This is a genomic window from Mycobacterium alsense (assembly GCF_002086635.1).
Classification (GTDB): Bacteria; Actinomycetota; Actinomycetes; order Mycobacteriales; family Mycobacteriaceae; genus Mycobacterium; species Mycobacterium alsense.
Genome location: NZ_MVHD01000034.1, coordinates 39,702 through 58,047, shown reverse-complemented (window position 1 = coordinate 58,047; position 18,346 = coordinate 39,702). Strand labels below are relative to the sequence as shown.

Below are 18,346 nucleotides of genomic sequence, written 5' to 3'. Positions count from 1 at the left end.
GCATCCGATGCTGCGCCGCCGCTGCCGGGCACCGTCGAGGCGTTCATGCGCTTGGTCGAGACCGGATGGGACACCGAAGTGGCGCGCCGCCCGCACGGGCAGCACACCACCGTGGTGGTCCATCTCGACGTCAAGCGGCGGGTCGCGGCGCTGCATCTGGGCCCGCTGCTCTGCGACGCCGAACGCCGGTACCTGACCTGTGATGCCACCTGTGAGGCGTGGTTCGAACGTGACGGCGAGCCCATCGGCGCCGGCCGGGTGACCCGGGTGATTAGCCGACGGCTGCGTCGTGCGCTCGAGCACCGCGACCGCACGTGCGCGGTCCCCGGTTGTGGGGCCACCCGAGGTCTCCATGCCCACCACATCCGCCACTGGGAAGACGGCGGTGCCACCGAGCTGGCCAACCTGGTGCTGGTCTGCCCCTATCACCACCGATCACACCACCGCGGCCTGATCACCATCACCGGACCCGCATCCGAGCTCAGCGTCACCGACGAAACCGGCCGACCACTAAGCCCCGCATCGCTGGCCCGCCCACCGACCCTTCCCCGACCCACCGTCGCGCCGTGCCCCGGACCTCTCGGCGAACGCGCCGACTGGTGGTGGTACACACCCTTCCAACCCCAACCTCCGCCCAGCATCAACTAGATACCGGAAACCGGTTGGGGCAGAGGAAAATTCGCTTACGCAACCCGCTGCCATCGGATTCCGATCATCAGAGCGGACGGCGACGCTTGCACGCCGACAACCGATACCGAAGCCTCCCAACATGATCCGTGCTGTCGTGCGCATTGAATTGCGCGTTGAATTGGGTGGAGCCGCGCCACCGGAGGCGCTCGAGCCGGTGCGTCGGCGGACTTGACCGCGCCGAGCGCAGGACGCTAGCCGATTCCCAATATGCGCGGCGCTAGGTTAAGCCGGTGTAGATCTCCCCACCACGGTTAGGGGCATACGTATTAGCGAACGTCCAACCGATCTGCCGCGCTGGGTATACGTCCCCGCCGCCGTGGGGCTCGCGTTCGTGGCGCTGCCGCTGCTGGCGATCGCGGTCAAGGTCGACTGGCCGGACTTCTGGTCGTTGATCGCCAGCGCGTCGTCCCGCACGGCGCTGCTGCTGAGCCTGAAGACGGCGGCCACGAGCACCGCCCTGTGCGTGCTGCTGGGAGTGCCGATGGCGCTGGTGTTGGCCCGCAGCACGGCCCGCGCGGTGCGGCTGCTGCGGCCGCTGATCCTGCTGCCGCTGGTGTTGCCGCCCGTGGTGGGGGGCATCGCGTTGCTCTACGCGTTCGGCCGGCTGGGGTTGCTCGGGCGCTACCTGGAGGCGGCCGGGCTCAGCATCGCCTTCAGCACGACCGCGGTGGTGCTGGCGCAGACCTTCGTCTCGCTGCCGTTTCTGGTGATCTCGCTCGAGGGCGCCGCCCGCACCGCGGGCGCCGACTACGAGGTGGTGGCCGCGACCCTGGGGGCGCGCCCGAGCACGATCTGGTGGCGGGTGACCCTGCCCCTGCTGCTGCCCGGCATGGCGTCGGGGGCGGTGCTGGCGTTCGCCCGCTCGCTGGGGGAGTTCGGCGCGACGCTGACGTTCGCCGGCTCGCGGCAGGGCGTCACCCGGACGCTGCCGCTGGAGATCTACCTGCAGCGGATCGACAACGCCGACGCGGCCGTGGCGTTGTCGATCCTGCTGGTCGTCGTGGCCGCGCTGGTGGTGTTGGGGCTGGGCGCGCGCCGGCTGAGCGGGACCGCGGACGGCGGGGCCAGGTAACCCATGAGCGAGCTGCAGCTGCGCGCCGTGGTCGCCGAGCGCCACCTCGATGTGGACTTTTCGGTGTCCGCGGGGGAGGTGCTCGCCGTCCTCGGGCCCAACGGCGCGGGCAAGTCGACCGCGCTGCACGTCATCGCCGGCCTGGTCTGCCCCGACGTGGGGGTCGTGCGGCTGGGGGACCGGGTGCTGACCGACACCGCGGCCGGGGTGAACGTGGCGACGAACGACCGCCGCGTGGGGTTGCTGCTGCAGGACCCGTTGCTGTTCCCGCACCTGAGCGTCGCAGCCAACGTGGCCTTCGGGCCGCACAGCCGCCGGCGAGCAGCGTTCGGTCTGCCGCGCGCACGCGGCGCCGGGCGGGCGGCCGCGCTGCGCTGGCTGCGCGAGGTCGACGCCGAGCCGCTCGCCGACCGCAGGCCGCGGCAGCTCTCCGGCGGCCAGGCCCAGCGGGTCGCGATCGCCCGCGCGCTGGCGGCCGAGCCCGACGTGCTGCTGCTCGACGAGCCCCTCAGCGGCCTGGACGTCGCCGCCGCGGCGGGGATCCGCGCGGTGCTGCGCCGCGCCGTTACCCGCACCGGTTGCGCCGTCATCCTGATCACCCACGACCTGCTCGACGTCTTCGCGCTCGCCGATCGGGTCCTGGTGCTGGAATCCGGGAGGATCGCCGAGGTCGGGCCGGTCGCCGACGTGCTTTCCGCGCCGCGCAGCCATTTCGGCGCCCGCATCGCGGGGGTCAACCTGGTCAACGGCGCCCTCGATCCCGACGGCTCGCTGCGCGCCGGTTCCGGTGCGCGCTGGCATGCGGCGCCGGGCCACGGGCTGGCCGTCGGCGGCAGGGCCGTCGCCGTGTTCCCGCCCGCGGCCGTGGCCGTGTATCGGGACCGGCCGCACGGCAGCCCGCGCAACACCGCTGAGGTGACGGTGGCCGAGGTCCATCTGCGCGGGTCCGCGGTGTTGGTGCGGGCGCGCGAGCAACCCGACGGCGCGCCGGGGCTGGCCGCGGAGATCACCGCCGACGCGGCCGCCGAGCTGCGGCTGGCGCCGGGGAAGCGCGTGTGGTTCTCCGTCAAGGCGCACGAGGTCACCCTGTACCCGGCACCGGCGTGATGACCTGCGCAGACCCGGGATAGCGCGGAAAAGGTTGCACATCGGCAACATCGGCAAAACCGCACCAAGGGATCCTTGCGTCGCAGCCGTAACACGGTAGGTTCGTCGCCATGGATCAGGTGGACGCGAACTCGACCCGGCGCAAGGGACTGTGGGCGACGCTGGCGATCGCGGCGGCGACCAGTGTCGGCGCCGTCGCCATCGCCTTGCCGGCGACCTCGAAAGCCGATCCGGAGCCGGCGCCCGCGCCGCCGTCGACCAACGCGGCGCCGGCTCCGGGAGCGCCGCCGGCCCAGCCGGGCGCGCCCGGCGATCCGAACGCGGCGCCGCCGCCGCCGGCCGATCCGAACGCGCCCCCGCCACCGCCGGTCGACCCCAACGCGGGCCGGATCGGCAACGCCGTCGGCGGGTTCAGCTTCGTCCTGCCGCCCGGCTGGGTGGAGTCGGACGCGACCCACCTCGACTACGGGTCCGAGCTGCTCAGCAAGATCACCGGCGCGCCGCCGATGCCGGGGCAGCCGCCGCCGGTCGCGAACGACACCCGCATCGTGATGGGCCGGCTGGACCAAAAGCTCTACGCCAGCGCCGAGGCCACCAACTCCAAGGCCGCCGTCCGGCTGGGCTCGGACATGGGTGAGTTCTTCATGCCCTACCCCGGCACCCGGATGAACCAGGACACCACCCCGCTGACCGCCGCCAACGGCATCACCGGCAATGCGTCGTACTACGAGGTGAAGTTCAGCGACCCAGCCAAGCCGACCGGCCAGATCTGGACGGGCGTGGTGGGGTCGCCCTCGGCCGGGAACGGGCCGCCGCAGCGCTGGTTCGTGGTGTGGCTGGGGACCTCGAACAACCCGGTGGACAGGGAAGCCGCCAAGGCGCTCGCCGAGTCGATCCAGCCCTGGGCCCCGCCGCCGGCCCCGCCGGCCCCGGGCGCGCCACCGCCCGCACCTGCTCCCGCGCCCGCACCGGCTCCCGCACCTGCTCCCGCGCCCGCACCGGCTCCGGCGGGCCAGGCGCCCGCGGGGGAGGTCACCCCTACGCCGACGCAGGCGCCACAGCAGGCCTTGCCCGCCTGACGGGCGATCGCGGGTAACCCGTTGCCGCCGTGGCGAATAGCGGCATGATGTAGGAATGGCCCCGGCGACGGACACGGCGACGATGCGCGCCTGGCGGGTGCGGCGGCCCGGGCCCGTGCGCACCGCCCCGCTCGAGCAAGTCACGGCCGCGGTGCCGCGGCCCGAACCCTCGGAATTGCTGGTCGCGGTGCGCGCGTGCGGGGTGTGCCGCACCGACCTGCACGTCGCCGAGGGCGACCTGCCGGTGCACCGCGTCGGCGTGACGCCCGGCCACGAGGTGGTGGGCGAGGTCGTCGAGGTGGGATCCGACGCCGGCGCTGATTTCGCGCCGGGGGACCGGGTCGGCATCGCGTGGCTGCGGCACACCTGCGGGGTGTGCCAATACTGCCGTCGCGGCGCCGAGAACCTGTGCCCGCAGTCGCGCTACACCGGTTGGGACGCCGACGGCGGCTACGCCGAATTTGCCACCGTCCCAGCGGCTTTCGCACATCACCTGCCGAGCGGGTACAGCGACAGCGAGCTGGCCCCGCTGCTGTGCGCCGGCATCATCGGATACCGCTCGCTGCTGCGCGCCGAGCTGCCGCCGGGCGGACGGCTGGGCCTGTACGGCTTCGGCGGCAGCGCCCACATCACCGCGCAGGTCGCGCTGGCGCAGGGCGCCGAGGTGCACGTGATGACCCGCGGGGCCGACGCGCAGCGGCTCGCACTCAAGCTGGGGGCCGCGTCGGCCCAGGGGGCGGCCGACCCGCCGCCGGTGCGCCTGGACGCCGCGATCCTTTTCGCGCCCATCGGGGAGCTGGTGCTGCCCGCGCTGGAGGCCCTCGACCGCGGCGGCACCCTGGCGATCGCGGGCATTCATCTGTCGGACATCCCGCCGCTGAACTACCAGCGCCACCTGTTTTTCGAGCGCCAGGTCAGGTCGGTCACGTCGAACACCCGGGCCGACGCCCGGGCCTTCCTCGACTTCGCCGGCGAGCACCACATCGAGGTGACCACGCCGGAATACCCGCTCGACCGGGCCGACGAGGCCCTGACCGATCTCAGCGAGGGCCGCATCGCCGGGGCGGCGGTGCTACTCGTCTGACCTCGGGTGGAACCGTTAGGTCGACAGGTGCCAGACCAGCGCGGCGGCCAGCGCACCGAGGCCGTTCAGCGACCAGTGCAAGGCGATCGGCGCGATCAGGCTGCCGCTGCGCCGGCGCAGCCAGCTGAAGACGAACCCGGCCGCCCCGGTGGCCAGCACGGCAAGCGTCACCCCGGCCACCATGCCGGCGAACCCGCCGCCGAACAGCCGCGTGAAGCCGACGTTGCTGCTGGTCAGCCCCAGCGAGGTGGCGACGTGCCACAGGCCGAACAACAGCGACCCGGCCAGCGCCACCCCGCGGAACCCCCAGGCCCGGTTCAGCGCCCCATGCAGCACGCCGCGAAACGCCAGCTCCTCGGGGATCACGGTCTGCAGCGGGATGATGACCATCGAGGCGATCAGGGCCCCGGAGATCGTGGCGTAGTGGTTGTTCAGGAACATCGGGCGGGTCACCGGCAGCAGGATCCCGACCGCGATCACCGACGCCACCACGGCCACCGCGGCCAGCGCATACCCCAGGCCGGACCTCCAGTGTTCGCGGCCCAGCCCGAGGTCGGTCCAGTCCAAGCCGCTGGCGCGCATCAGGATCGCCAGGCCGACGGCGGCGGCCGGGACGGTGGCGATGCTCGCCCACGGCGTGGTGAAGTGCGCGATCACGTTCGTCAGCACCAGCACCGCCACGACCACGGCGATGTCGAGGTGGATGCGCAACCGGTGCAGCGCCGACAGCTGCGACACCACCGGGTGGGTGTCGGCGGCCACCGTCGCGTCGGGCATTGCGCCAGTTTAGCGGCGCCCCGGCCCACCGCGACGGGTGTGCGGGGCTTCAGTCTCGGCGAATCACTCGCGTTCCGCTCACTCGCCTTCCCGGCCACATGGGTCGCCTCGTTCCCGTCACTTCGTTCCGCTCACTCGCCTTCCCAGCCACATGGGTCGCCTCGTTCCCGTCACTTCGTTCCGCTCACTCGCCTTCCCGGCCACATGGGTCGCCTCGTTCCCGTCACTTCGTTCCGCTCACTCGCCTTCCCGGCCACATGGGTCGCCTCGTTCCCGTCACTTCGTTCCGCTCACTCGCCTTCCCGGCCACATGGGTCGCCTCGTTCCCGTCACTTCGTTCCGCTCACTCGCCTTCCCAGCCACATGGGTCGCCTCGTTCCCGTCACTTCGTTCCGCTCACTCGCCTTCCCAGCCACATGGGTCGCCTCGTTCCCGTCACTTCGTTCCGCTCACTCGCCTTCCCAGGTCCACCCCGCGATCGCGGGGTCGTCCTCGCCGTGCTCGCGGGTGTACATCCGCGCGGCCAGGCGGGCGTCGGCCATGCGCTGGCGCAGCACCGCGGCCCGGTTGCCCAGCCCGTCCACCCGGTCGATCACGTCCATCACCAAATGGAACCGGTCGAGGTCGTTGAGCATCACCATGTCGAACGGCGTCGTCGTGGTGCCCCGCTCCTTGAAGCCGCGCACATGCATGTGGACGTGGTTGGCGCGCCGATAGGTGAGCCGGTGAATCAGCCACGGGTAGCCGTGGTAAGCGAAGATCACCGGTGTGTCGACACCGAACAGCGCGTCGAACTCCTTGTCCGGCAGCCCATGTGGGTGCTCGGAGTCCGGCTGTAGCCGCATCAGGTCGACGATGTTGATGACGCGAACCCGCAGATCGGGCAGCTCGCGGCGCAGGATGTCGGCGGCGGCCAGGGTCTCCAGCGTCGGGATGTCGCCCGCGCAGGCCAGCACCACATCCGGTTCGGCCGCCAAAGACGTCGCGGTGCCGGCCCACTCCCAGATGCCCAGCCCGCGCGTGCAGTGCGCGATGGCCGCGTCCATGTCCAGGTAGGCCAGGGCGGGCTGCTTGCCGGCGACGATGACGTTGATGTAGTCGCGGCTGCGCAGGCAGTGGTCGGCCACCGACAGCAGCGTGTTGCCGTCGGGCGGCAGGTACACCCGCGTCAGCTCGGCCCGCTTGTTGGCGACCAGGTCGATGAACCCGGGGTCCTGGTGCGACGCGCCGTTGTGGTCCTGGCGCCACACGTGCGAGGTCAGCAAGTAGTTCAGCGACGCGATCGGCCGCCGCCACGGCAACTCCCGGCTGCTGGCAAGCCATTTCGCGTGCTGGTTGAGCATCGAGTCGACGATGTGGACGAACGCCTCGTAGCAGTTGAACAGGCCGTGCCGGCCCGTCAGCAGGTAGCCCTCCAGCCAGCCCTGGCACAGGTGCTCCGAGAGCACCTCCATCACCCGGCCGTCGGGCGCGAGGTTCTCGTCGTCGGGCTGCAGCGCCGACAGCCACACCTTGTCCGTCGCCCCGTACACGGCGTCGAGCCGGTTGGAGGCCGTCTCGTCGGGACCCATCAGACGGAACCGGTCGGGATTGCGGGCGATCACGTCGCGCAGGAAAGCGCCCAGCACGCGGGTCGCCTCGTGGGTGTCCGCGGCCGGGCGGGGTACGGCCACGGCGTAGTCGCGGAAGTCGGGCAGGTCGAGGTCGTGCAGCAGCAGCCCGCCGTTGGCGTGCGGGTTGGCGCTCATCCGGCGATCCCCCCGGGGCGCCAGCGCCCGCAGCTCGGGGCGCAACGCGCCGGTGCCGTCGAACAACTCCTCGGGCTGGTAGCTGCGCAGCCACTCGTCGAGCTGCGCGCGGTGCTCGGGATTGTCGTGGGTTTGGGCCAGCGGGACCTGGTGGGAACGCCAGGTGCCCTCGACCCGCTTGCCGTCGACCACCTTCGGACCCGTCCAGCCCTTGGGGGTGCGCAGCACGATCATCGGCCACACCGGGCGCTGCACCGCCTCGCCGCGTTCCTTGTTCGAGCGCGCTGCCCCTTGGATGGCGGCGATGTCGTCGAAGGCGTCGTCGAGCGCGGCCGCCAGCTGCCGGTGCACGTCGTTCGGGTCGTCACCGGCGACCGTGATGGGCCGGTAGCCGTAGCCGCGCAGCAGCGATTCCAGTTCGGGGTGGGGGATGCGGGCGAGCACGGTCGGGTTGGCGATCTTGTAGCCGTTGAGATGCAGGATCGGCAGGACCGCGCCGTCGGTGACCGGGTTGAGGAACTTGTTCGAATGCCAGCCCGCGGCCAGCGGCCCCGTCTCGGCCTCGCCGTCGCCCACGACGCAGGCCACGACCAGATCCGGGTTGTCGAACGCGGCGCCGAAGGCGTGCACGAGCGCGTAGCCGAGCTCGCCGCCCTCGTGGATGGAGCCCGGGGTCTGGGCCGCCGCGTGGCTGGGGATGCCGCCGGGAAAAGAGAACTGCCGGAACAACTTTCGCAGCCCCTCGGTGTCCTCCTCGATGCCGGTGTACACCTCGCTGTAGGTGCCCTCGAGGTAGGCGTTGGCCACCAGACCGGGTCCGCCGTGGCCGGGCCCGGTGACGTAGATGACGTTGGCGTCGCGGTTGCGGATGATCCGGTTGAGGTGCGCATAGACGAGGTTGAGCCCCGGGGTGGTGCCCCAGTGCCCCAGCAGCCTCGGTTTGACGTGTTCGGGCGCCAGCGGTTCGGCCAGCAGCGGGTTGTCGAGCAGGTAGATCTGGCCGACGGACAGGTAGTTGGCGGCGCGCCAGTATCTGTCGATGCCGGCAAGCTCGTCGTCGGAAAGAACGTCGGAACGGGCTTGGGAAAGGGCGTTGGAACGAACGTCGGTCGGGACGGATTGGTGGGTCACCCCGTCGATTGTTCCCGTCCGTGCCCGTCCCTACTCCTCGCCGCGGGCGCGGGCTTCGTAGGCGCGGCGCTTCTCGACGTCGACGTCGTCGGTGAAGACGTGCTCGCCGCCGAGGATGCGGTTGAAGCCCTCGGCCATCCGGCGCGGCCAGAACTTCTGCGCCGCGACCATCGCGCCGGCCGCGCGGGTGACCCGCACCCTGGGCTTGGGGCGGGCCACCAGCTTGACGATCGCGTCGGCGATGTCGGCCGGTTCAGCGTTCTTTAAGCCCTTGACGCCGGCGGTGCCCGCGGTGAGTTCGGTGTTGACGAACGTCGGCGACACCATGGAGAATTTCACGCCGGCCTTGCGGTACTCCAGCCGGGCCGAGTCGGTGAACGCCACCACCGCGTGCTTGCTGGCGCAGTAGGTGGCCAGTCCGACGGCGTAGAGCTCGCCGGCGAGCGAGGCGACGTTGATGACGTGTCCGGACCCGCGGGGGACCATGCGCTGCACCGCCAGCTTGCTGCCCAGCATCACGCCGTAGACGTTGATGTCGAGGATGCGGCGGGTGACCGCGTCCGGCTCGTCGATGATCCGGCCGACGGGCATGATGCCGGCGTTGTTGACCAACACGTCGATCGGGCCGAGTTGCCGCTCGACGTCGTCCAGAAAGTCGGCGAACGAGTGCGGGTCGGTGACGTCGAGTTTGCCGTAGACGTCGAGGCCCAGCGCGGCGCCCGACTCCTTGACCCGCACCTCGTCGATGTCGCCGATCGCGACCTTGGCGCCCAGGTTGTGCAGCGCGGTCGCGGTCGCCAGGCCGATTCCCCGCGCCCCGCCGGTGATCACGATTACCTTTTGCCGGACCTTGTCTTGGACCTTCAGGCCCACTGCGGTGTCTGCCATGTTCGTCCTCCCCGGAAGTTGACGGGTGTCAGGTAGGCGATGGGGTAAGCACAGCACTCGGCGGCGCGCGGCGCAAATGCCCCCGCGGCCGGTGTAACCGCTAGTGCAATCCCAGCCACACCAGCCCGGCGCCGCCCGCCACCGCGCAATAGACGGCGAACGGCGTGAGCGTGCGCGTCTGGAAATACCGGGTCAGATACCGCACGGCCAGGTAGGCGCAGACGAAGGAGGCGACGCTGCCGGCCAGGACCTGCCCGCCGATCCCCGCCGCGCGCGGCCCGAACAGGTCCGGGATCTTGTAGACCCCGGCGGCCAGGATGATCGGCGTGGCCAGCAGAAAGGAGAACCGGGCGGCGTCCTCGTGCGACAGGCCGCGCCACAGCCCGGCAACGATCGCGATGCCCGATCGGCTGATACCGGGAAACAGCGCCAGGATCTGGGAGGCGCCGATCAGCAGCCCTCGGCGCATCGGCAGCTCGGCCAGCCGGTTGTCGATGGCTTCGGCGGCGTGGTCGGCGTGCTCCCCGTCGCCGGCGGGTGACACGCGGCGGCGCAACACCTCGCCGACGTACATGACGATCCCGTTCACCAACAGGAACGCCGCCGCGGGGACGGGTTTGCCCAGCGTGGTGCGGAACGAGTGTTCGAGCGCCAACCCGGCCAGCCCGACCGGGATGGTGGCCACGATGATCAGCCAGGCGAGCCGCTCGTCGGGCGTCTGGACGCGGCGGCGGCGCAGCGACGAGACGAAGCCGGCCACGACGCGCAACCAGTCGCGCCAGAAGAACACCAGCAGCGCGGCGGCGGTGGCGACGTGCAGGCCGACGATGAACGCCAGGTACGGAGAATCGGGGGTGAACACGTTGAGGTCCCGCGCCCACTGGCCGCCGACGAGCGCCGGCACCAGCACCGCGTGCCCGAGGCTGGAGACCGGGAACAGCTCGGTGACGCCCTGAAACGCGCCGACGACCACGGCCTCGACGTAGCTCAAGTGGGCGCTCATCGGTGAAGTCCTCCCTGGGTGGTCCGCGGCCTGCGACGATAGCCGACGCGCTACGGCGCGACGCTCGGCGGCGCACCGGCCGCGGGCCGGCCCGATCCATAGCCACGCTAAATTCGTCGGTATGCCTCTCGACCCCAGGACACCGGTGCTGATCGGCCACGGCCAGGTCAACCACCGCGACGACGTCGACCCGTCGGCGCGCTCCGTCGAACCGGTCGACCTGATGGTCGCCGCCGCGCGGCGGGCCGCGGACGCCCGGGTGATCGAGGCCGTGGACTCCATCCGCGTGGTGAACATCCTGTCCGCTCAGTACCGCGACCCCGGGCTGCTGCTCGGCGAGCGGCTCGGCGCGACCGACTTCGGCACCCTGTACAGCCCCGTGGGCGGCAACGTGCCGCAGTCGCTGGTGAACCAGGCCTGCCTGGACATCCGGCGCGGCCGCGCCGGCGTCGTGCTGCTGGCCGGCGCCGAGACCTGGCGCACCCGCCGGGCCCTGAAGGCCCGGGGCGGCCGGCTCGAATGGACCGCGCAGGACCCGTCCGTCCCGATGGCCACGGTCACCGACGACGACGTCCCGATGGCCGGCGACGCCGAGATCCGCATCCGGCTCGACCGGCCCGCCTACGTCTACCCGCTGTTCGAGCAGGCGCTGCGCATCGCCAACGGAGAGTCGCCCGGGGAGCACATCGAGCGCATCGGCCGGCTGTGGGCCCGGTTCAACGCCGTCGCGGTCGACAATCCGCACGCCTGGATCCGCAAACCCGTCACCGCCGAGGAGATCGCGCGGCCCGGCCCGCAGAACCGGATGATCAGCTGGCCCTACACCAAGCTGATGAACTCCAACAACATGGTCGACCAGGGCGCCGCGCTGGTCCTGACGTCGGTCGAGCGAGCGAGGCACCTGCGCATCCCCGCCGAACGGTGGGTCTTCCCGCACGCGGGCACCGACGCGCACGACACCCCGGCCGTCGCCGAGCGCGACGAGCTGCACCGCTCGGTGGCCATCCGGATCGCCGGCGCGCGGGCGCTGCAGCTGGCCGGCCTGGGCATCGACGACGTGGACTATGTCGACCTGTACTCGTGCTTCCCGTCGGCCGTCCAGGTCGCGGCGGCCGAGCTCGGGCTCGGCACCGACGACCCCGCCCGCCCGCTCACCGTCACCGGTGGCTTGACGTTCGCGGGCGGCCCGTGGAGCAACTACGTGATGCATTCCATCGCCACCACGGCCGAGCTGCTGGTGGCCAATCCCGGGCGCCGCGCCCTCGTCACCGCCAACGGGGGCTACCTGACCAAACACAGCTTCGGCGTCTACGGCAGCGAGCCGCCGCCGGCCGGGTTCCGCTGGGAAGACGCCCAGCCCGCGGTGGACCGGGAGCCCACCCGCGACGGGCTGGTCGAGTGGGAAGGCGTCGGGACCGTCGAGTCCTGGACCACGCCGTTCGACCGCGAGGGAAAACCCGAGAAAGCCTTCGTGGCGGTGCGCACCCCCGACGGGTCGCGCACCCTGGCCGTCATCACCGATCCCGCCGCCGCCGAAGCGACGGTGCGCGAAGATATCGGTGGCGCCAAGGTTGCCGTCGGCGCCGACGGCAGCGCGGCGCTGCGGTAGCCGACCGCGCGAATCACGCCGGGCCAGCCGGCCCAAGCGGGCCTCAGCAGCGGTAACGGTCGCGTAGGGTAACGGCGACGTGCCTATTGTCGGTTTGCATGGTTGGGCGGTTTCAGGAGGTGACGCAGGTTGCGGGTCCTGGTTACCGACGCCACCGGCGCGGTCGGGAGGCTGGTCGCACGCCAGCTGATCGCCGCCGGGCACACGGTGGCCGGGATCGCTGAGCACCCGCACCCCTACCTGGATCCCGGCGTCGAGTTCGTTTGCGCGCCGGTGCGCCACCCCGTCCTGCAGGACCTGGCCGACGACGCCGACGCCGTGCTCCACCTGGCGCCGATCGAAACCGGCGCGCCGGGCAGCGCGGACATCGACGGGCTGGCCCACGTGACCCACGCGACCGCCCGCGCGGGCGCGCGGCTGCTGTTCGTGTCCCAGGCCGCGGGCCGGCCCGAGCTGTACGGGCAGGCCGAGGAGCTGGTGTCCGGCAGTTGGGCGCCCAACCTCGTCATCCGGATCGCACCGCCGCTCGGCCGCCAGCTCGACTGGATGGTGTGCCGCACCGTCGCCACCCTGCTGCGCAGCAAGCCCTCCAACGAGCCCATGCGGGTCCTGCACGTCGACGACCTGGTGCGTTTCCTGGTGTTCTCGCTGAACACCGACCGCACCGGCGTGGTGGACCTCGCCACCCCCGACACCACCAACGTCATCACCGCGTGGCGGCTGCTGCGGGCCGTCGACCCGCGCGCGCCGCTGCATCGGGTCCGCAGCTGGCCGCAATTGATACCGGACATGGATATCACTGCGGCACAAGAGGATTGGGGATTCCAATTCGGGTGGCAAGCGCTCGACGCGGTCGCCGACACCGCGCGCGGGCTGGTCGGGCGGCGGCTCCATCCCGCGGGCGCGATAGGCCACGACCGCCGGCTGGCCCTTCCGGTGGAGGTGCTCCCGCGCCCCCGGCCGCCCGACCACGTGCACAGCGCGGCCCCCGAGGGCATGGAGGGCGAATTCGACGACCGGATCGATCCCCGGTTTCCGGTGTTCAGTGCGGCAAGACTGGCGGAGGCGCTGCCGGGTCCGCTGACCCCGATGACGCTCGATGTCCAGCTGAGCGGGCTGCGCGCGGCCAGCCGGGTGGTGGGTCAGGTCCTCGCGCTCGGCGGCGTGGTCGACGACGAGTGGGCCAGCCGGGCCATCGCGGTGTTCGGCCATCGCGCCTACGTCGGGGTGTCGGCCAACGTCGTCGCCGCGACCCAGCTGCCCGGCTGGGACCAGGACGCCGTCGCCCGCCACGCCCTGGTCGACCAGCCGCAGGTGGGCGACGTCCTGCCGTTCGGCGAGCCGAAGCTGGCCGAGGGCGCGCTGGGGTCGATGGCCAAGGCGGTCGTCGCGGCGCGGTCACTGACCCTGATGCGCCACCTCAAGCCGGACACACGGGCCTACGGCGCGGCCGCCGACGCGGAGTGCCTGGACCCCGCGCTGGTGGCGGCGCTGCCGGACGCGGCGCTGGAGGTCCAGGTGCCGCTGTTGCGGGACCGCATCCACCAGGGCTGGATCCTCACGGCGTTGTGGTTGATCGACTCCGGGGTCACCGCGGCGGCGCTCGAGCACACCCGGGCGGCGTCCAGGGTGTCCGGGCTGGGCATGGTCATGGAGAGCACCCGCATCGCGGCCGAGACGGCCAAGCTGGCGGCGGCGCTGAGGGCCGACCCGCCGTTGAGCGCGCTGGCCGCCGAGGGCAACGTCGGCAGCGTCCGCGCGTTGTCGCCCGACACCGCCGCCGCCCTGGACGCCGCCGTCGCCCGGATCGGGCACCGCGGGCCCGGCGAGGCCGAGCTGGAAAGCGCGGTGTTCGGCGACGACCCGGCCATGCTGCTCAAGGCGGCCGCCGAGGTCGTCGAGGGCGGTGACGCGCCCGCCGAGGGGGTCCCGCCGCCGAACCTGGCCCGGCGCATCGCCGCCAACGCCCGCGGGTCGCGAGAGCTGGCCCACGACACCACGATACGGTTCACCCACCAGCTACGGATGACGTTGCGCGAGTTGGGATCTCGGCGGGTCGCGGCCGACCTGATCGACGCCGTCGACGACGTCTACTACCTGACCGCCGACGAGCTGGTCAGCATGCCGGCCGACGCCCGGCTGCGGATCAAGCGCCGGCGCGCCGAGCGGGAGCGCCTGGTGGTCCAGCGGCCGCCCGACGTCATCGACGGGAGTTGGACCCCGGTCGAGACGTCAGGCCAGTAGCTCGCCCAGGGGTGACTTCGGGTCGGCCAGTTGCTCGACGTCCACCGGGGCCTGCGCGCGGATCAGGGCCTTGACGTCGTCGAGCACGTCCCAGATGTTGACGTTCATCCCGGCCAGCACCCGGTCGTCGGCGTCGAGCCAGAACGCGACGAATTCCCGGCCCGCCACGTCGCCGCGGAACACCACCCGCTCGAAGCTCGGGGCGTGGCCGGCGTATTCCATGCCGAGGTCGTACTGGTCGGTGAAGAAGTAGGGCAGCTCGGCGTATTCGCCCGGGTTGCCGAGCATTCCGGCCGCCGCGACCGCGGGCTGTTTGAGCGCGTTGGCCCAGTGTTCGGTGCGGATGCGGGCGGCGAACAGCGGGTGTTCGGCGGCGGCGATGTCGCCCACGGCGTAGATGTCGGGGTCGCTGGTGCGCAGCGACGCGTCGACGAGCACACCGCCCTCGCCCATGGCCAGCCCGGCCCCCTCGGCGAGTTCGACGTTGGGCTTGGCGCCGACGGCCACCAGCACGGCGTCTGCGGCGACCGTCGACCCGTCGCGCATCCGCAGCCCGGTGGCTCGACCGCCGTCGGCGGTGATCTCCTCGACCTGCGCGCGCAGCCGCAAATCGACCCCGTGCTCGCGGTGCAGGTCGGCGAACACCGCGCCGACGGTTTCCCCCAACGCGGCCTGCAGCGGCTGGCCGGCGGTCTCGACGACCGTCACGTCGACGCCGCGCTGCCGGGCGCCGGCGGCCACCTCCAGCCCGATCCACCCCGCGCCCACGACGGCCAGCGAAGAACCCTCGGTGAGAATGGAATTCAGCGCCTCGGCGTCGTCGTAGGTCCGCAGGTAGTGCACCCCCTCGACGTCGGATCCGGGTATCGGTGGGCGCCGGGAGTCCGATCCCGTCGCCAGCAGCAGCTTGTCGTAGGCCACCGCGGTGCCGTCGGCAAGCCCGACGGTGTGCTTTTGGGCATCCACGGACGACGCCCGCGCGCCGAGCCTCAGGTCGACGCGGTTGTCGCGATACCAGTCGGCGTCGTGCACGGTGAACTCCGCGAGCGACTTCTTCCCGGCCAGAAACTCCTTGGATAACGGGGGACGTTCATAGGGCAACTGGTTCTCGGCGCCGAACAGGATGATCTGGCCGTCAAACCCGTTGCCGCGCAAGGCTTCCACCGCCTTGGCTCCGGCAAGTCCGCCGCCGATGATGACGAATGCGCTCGAGCTGGCCATGTGCGCCAGCCTACTTAGCCCAGGAGTTCCCGCAAGGTCAGCGCGTTGCGGACCGCGTGGCCGCCCAGGTCGTTGTTGAAATACATCCACACGTCGCGGCCCTCGTGGTCCCACTCGGCGACGCGGCCCGCCCACCAGCGCAGGTCGTCGGCCGTGTAGGAACCGGTGTACATCGAGGCGGGCTCGGGTCCGTGCATCCGGACGTACACCAGGTCGGTGGTGGCCCGCGGGACGCACGCCAACTCGGCGCCGCTCATCACCACGTACGCGGCGCGGCGGCGTTCCAGGGTTTCGTACACGGCGGGGTCGTTCCACGACGGGTGGCGCAGCTCGACGGCCACCCGGATCGACTCGGGGACGGCGCGCAAAAACGCGTCCAGGCGGGCGTCATCGCGCTGCTGCTCGGGATGCAGCTGCACCAGCAGCACCCCGCGGCGATCACCCAGCAGCTGCCAGCATCGCTCGAACCGCTCGATCCACGGCTCGGGCGAGGACAGCCGACGGTAGTGGGTCAGCCCGCGGTGCGCCTTGACCGACATCCTGAAGCCCTCGGGCAGCTGATCGCGCCACCCGGCGAACGTGGCGTCCTTGGGCCAGCGATAGAAACTCGCGTTCAGCTCGACGGTGTCGAAAACCTCGACGTAGCGAGCCAACCGGCGCGCCGAGGGCAGGCCGGGCGGGTACAGCACGTCCGCCCAATGGTGGTAGGACCAGCCGGACGTGCCGATCCGGATCGTCAACGGCGGTTCATCCGGCCACCCGCCGGCGCAGATCCTCGTCGAGCGAGGCCCGGACCAGGGCCGCGGCCAGTTGCGCGTTGGCACCCTGCGCCAGCGCCCCCAGCTTGCCCGGTTGCGCCGGCAGGCCGAGCTGCTTGGCCGCCGCGGTGGCGCGGTCGTCGAAGTGCGGCCGCACCCAGGTCCAGACGTCTTGCACCTCGCGCAGGTAGATGTCGGCGCCGGTGTCGCCAATTCCCTTGAAGCCCTTTAACATCCGCTTCGCCTCGGCGACATCGTGGCGGCTGCGTTCGGCGATTGCGCGCAGGTCGCCGGAGTAGTCGCCGCGCACACGCTGGGCGATGTCGGTGAGCCGGGTGGCCGAACTTTCGTCGTAGCGCACGTAGTGCGCGCGCCCGAACGCGCGGATCATGGTCCGCCGGTCCGACGCGAGCACCGCCTTCGGTGTGCGCAGGCCCGTCCGGAACAGCTCACGGGCGGCCGCCGTGGCGATCGCGGCGTCGATCGGCTTGCTGGCGAGCATGCACAGCACGAGCAACTGAAACAGCGGCATCGGCTTGTCGCGGACCTTGATGCCGGCCTCCGCGGCGTAGGTGGTGCCGGCGAGTTCGAGCAGCCGTCGCACGATCTGCTTCGGCTGGTCCATACCGCACCACGTACCCGCACCGCGTTCGAGCAAACCGGGTCGTCATTTGGGCGGCAGGCTGCGGGCGTAGCCCGTGCCCAGGCCCACCCAGCCCTGCAGCTGGCGTCTGGTCCGCACGCCGGCGGCGTCGACGCGCAGCCAGCCGCGGGTCTCCCGGCCGGCCATCACCATCGGGCCGGCGTGGGCGCGCCGCAGCAGCTTGTCGGTGTCGTCGGGCGGCACCCGCACCAACAGGCCGCCCTGGCCGCTGGCGGCCACGGCCATGTTGCCGTTGACCAGGAACGCCAGCCCGCCGAACATGCGCTTCTCCTCGACGCTTCGCTCGGCGCCGAGCAGTTCGCGGATCCGGTTGACCAAGTCCTCGTCGTAGGCCATGGCACTCTCAGTCCAGATCCACGCGAATGGTGAGCAACTCGGTTCCCATCGTCCGTACGCCCGCGCCGTTGAGTCGGGGCAGGCTCCGCAGCCGCTGCCACGGGTCGTCGTCGGGCAGCAGGTGTGCCGTACCGCTGCGCCACTGGCCGTTGATGCGCACCCGCACCGCGGGATTGGCCTTAATGTTGTAGACGTAGTCCGAATGGTCCCCGTGTTCGGAAACCATCCAGAACTGGTTGTCCACGACGCTTCCGCCGATCGGCGTCCGGCGCGGCCGCCCGCTCTTGCGCCCGACGGTCTCGAGCATCGTCCCCGGGAGCTGCCGGCCCACGGGGTTGACGACGAGCCGTTGGACGCGGTGGACCACTCGCCGTTTGAGATCCCGCCTCCCGCTCATACCGCCGATTCTGCAATATCCGCGGCCCGATCACGCCGTCAAGCCCCCGGAAGCAGGCAGCCGCCCCCAATTCCTGGAGGCGGCTGTCTGTTTGTGCCGCTAGGTCGCGTATGCGACGAACTGGCCACCGGGCAGGAAAACGCCCCACTGGTTCACGGCCGGATTGAACACGACCGGGTACTCGACCGGTTGACCCGGCGGCATCCACTGCGCCGGATACCCATAACCGATGGGGTCGTTGTAGTGCCCCGGAGGCGGGAAGCCGCGCTGCCCGGGCGGAAGCGGCGTGCCCGGCCCGTTGCAGTTGACACCGGGCCCACCGTTACAGATCGGCTGACCCGGCACCGGGCCCGGCCCCGGCACCTGCCCGGGTACCTGCCCCGGTCCTGGCACGTTCGGGCCGGGCACATTCGGGCCCGGCACGTTCGGGCCGTTCGGGTCGGCTTGCGCGAATCCGGCACCGATTCCGAGTGCCGCGGACCCGAGAGCGCTGGCCATTGCCGCCGTGGCGGCGACCTTGTTGAGCTTCATGTGAACT

At 71.5% G+C, this 18,346-nt stretch carries 17 protein-coding genes; 7 read left to right on the top strand and 10 right to left on the bottom strand.

Annotated features, from left to right (window positions below; translation table 11 throughout):
• The 5 genes from BST11_RS18135 to BST11_RS18115 all read left to right on the top strand — a co-directional run.
• Window positions 1–648 (top strand): HNH endonuclease signature motif containing protein (locus tag BST11_RS18135; RefSeq protein WP_142276421.1); only part of this gene is annotated, 648 nt, incomplete at its 5' end.
• 307 nt (window positions 649–955) lie between these two features.
• Window positions 956–1,762: an ABC transporter permease gene (locus tag BST11_RS18130; RefSeq protein WP_142276420.1), complete on the top strand. Its 807-nt coding sequence runs from the start codon at window positions 956–958 to the stop codon at window positions 1,760–1,762.
• Between the two features lie 3 nt (window positions 1,763–1,765).
• Entirely contained in the window at window positions 1,766–2,869 is a 1,104-nt protein-coding gene (locus BST11_RS18125) for a sulfate/molybdate ABC transporter ATP-binding protein (RefSeq protein WP_083139278.1), read from the top strand.
• 110 nt (window positions 2,870–2,979) lie between these two features.
• Window positions 2,980–3,948, top strand: coding sequence for an alanine and proline-rich secreted protein Apa (locus BST11_RS18120; protein WP_083139277.1), 969 nt, complete (start codon window positions 2,980–2,982; stop codon window positions 3,946–3,948).
• Window positions 3,949–4,003: 55 nt separating this feature from the next.
• Complete coding sequence (locus tag BST11_RS18115; RefSeq protein ID WP_083139276.1) at window positions 4,004–5,032, top strand: zinc-binding alcohol dehydrogenase family protein; 1,029 nt, start codon at window positions 4,004–4,006, stop codon at window positions 5,030–5,032.
• A gap of 15 nt (window positions 5,033–5,047) precedes the next feature.
• On the opposite strand, the gene BST11_RS18110 is transcribed toward BST11_RS18115, so the two are convergent.
• The 4 genes from BST11_RS18110 to BST11_RS18095 all read right to left on the bottom strand — a co-directional run bounded on the left by BST11_RS18110 (window position 5,048) and on the right by BST11_RS18095 (window position 10,579).
• Window positions 5,048–5,809 (bottom strand): CPBP family intramembrane glutamic endopeptidase, encoded by a 762-nt coding sequence (locus tag BST11_RS18110; protein ID WP_083139275.1) that lies wholly within the window; start codon window positions 5,807–5,809, stop codon window positions 5,048–5,050.
• A 449-nt stretch (window positions 5,810–6,258) separates the two neighbouring features.
• Window positions 6,259–8,688, bottom strand: coding sequence for a phosphoketolase family protein (locus BST11_RS18105; protein WP_083139274.1), 2,430 nt, complete (start codon window positions 8,686–8,688; stop codon window positions 6,259–6,261).
• Window positions 8,689–8,718: 30 nt separating this feature from the next.
• Window positions 8,719–9,576 (bottom strand): SDR family oxidoreductase, encoded by an 858-nt coding sequence (locus BST11_RS18100; RefSeq protein WP_067318622.1) that lies wholly within the window; start codon window positions 9,574–9,576, stop codon window positions 8,719–8,721.
• 100 nt (window positions 9,577–9,676) lie between these two features.
• Window positions 9,677–10,579 carry an undecaprenyl-diphosphate phosphatase gene (locus tag BST11_RS18095; protein ID WP_083139273.1) on the bottom strand — a complete coding sequence of 301 codons (903 nt, stop codon included), beginning with the start codon at window positions 10,577–10,579 and terminating at the stop codon, window positions 9,677–9,679.
• A gap of 121 nt (window positions 10,580–10,700) precedes the next feature.
• On the opposite strand from BST11_RS18095, the gene BST11_RS18090 reads away from it, so the two are divergent.
• Complete coding sequence (locus tag BST11_RS18090; protein ID WP_083139272.1) at window positions 10,701–12,188, top strand: acetyl-CoA acetyltransferase; 1,488 nt, start codon at window positions 10,701–10,703, stop codon at window positions 12,186–12,188.
• A gap of 129 nt (window positions 12,189–12,317) precedes the next feature.
• A complete protein-coding gene (locus BST11_RS18085; protein ID WP_083139271.1) occupies window positions 12,318–14,432 on the top strand; it encodes a Rossmann-fold NAD(P)-binding domain-containing protein in 2,115 nt (704 codons plus the stop codon).
• On the opposite strand, the gene BST11_RS18080 is transcribed toward BST11_RS18085, so the two are convergent.
• The 6 genes from BST11_RS18080 to BST11_RS27975 all read right to left on the bottom strand — a co-directional run bounded on the left by BST11_RS18080 (window position 14,421) and on the right by BST11_RS27975 (window position 18,339).
• Window positions 14,421–15,653 carry an NAD(P)/FAD-dependent oxidoreductase gene (locus BST11_RS18080; protein WP_083139270.1) on the bottom strand — a complete coding sequence of 411 codons (1,233 nt, stop codon included), beginning with the start codon at window positions 15,651–15,653 and terminating at the stop codon, window positions 14,421–14,423. The genes BST11_RS18085 and BST11_RS18080 overlap by 12 nt on opposite strands.
• A gap of 14 nt (window positions 15,654–15,667) precedes the next feature.
• On the bottom strand, window positions 15,668–16,393 hold the full coding sequence (locus tag BST11_RS18075) for a DUF72 domain-containing protein (RefSeq protein WP_083139269.1): 726 nt from the start codon (window positions 16,391–16,393) through the stop codon (window positions 15,668–15,670).
• A gap of 7 nt (window positions 16,394–16,400) precedes the next feature.
• Window positions 16,401–17,036, bottom strand: coding sequence for an endonuclease (locus BST11_RS18070; RefSeq protein WP_083139268.1), 636 nt, complete (start codon window positions 17,034–17,036; stop codon window positions 16,401–16,403).
• A 42-nt stretch (window positions 17,037–17,078) separates the two neighbouring features.
• Entirely contained in the window at window positions 17,079–17,411 is a 333-nt protein-coding gene (locus BST11_RS18065; RefSeq protein ID WP_083139267.1) for a TfoX/Sxy family protein, read from the bottom strand.
• 7 nt (window positions 17,412–17,418) lie between these two features.
• The gene (locus BST11_RS18060) at window positions 17,419–17,808 is read right to left on the bottom strand and encodes a nitroreductase family deazaflavin-dependent oxidoreductase (protein WP_083139266.1); all 390 of its coding nucleotides are present in this window, start codon (window positions 17,806–17,808) and stop codon (window positions 17,419–17,421) included.
• Window positions 17,809–17,907: 99 nt separating this feature from the next.
• Window positions 17,908–18,339 (bottom strand): hypothetical protein, encoded by a 432-nt coding sequence (locus BST11_RS27975; protein WP_169834927.1) that lies wholly within the window; start codon window positions 18,337–18,339, stop codon window positions 17,908–17,910.
• Window positions 18,340–18,346 lie beyond the last annotated feature (7 nt).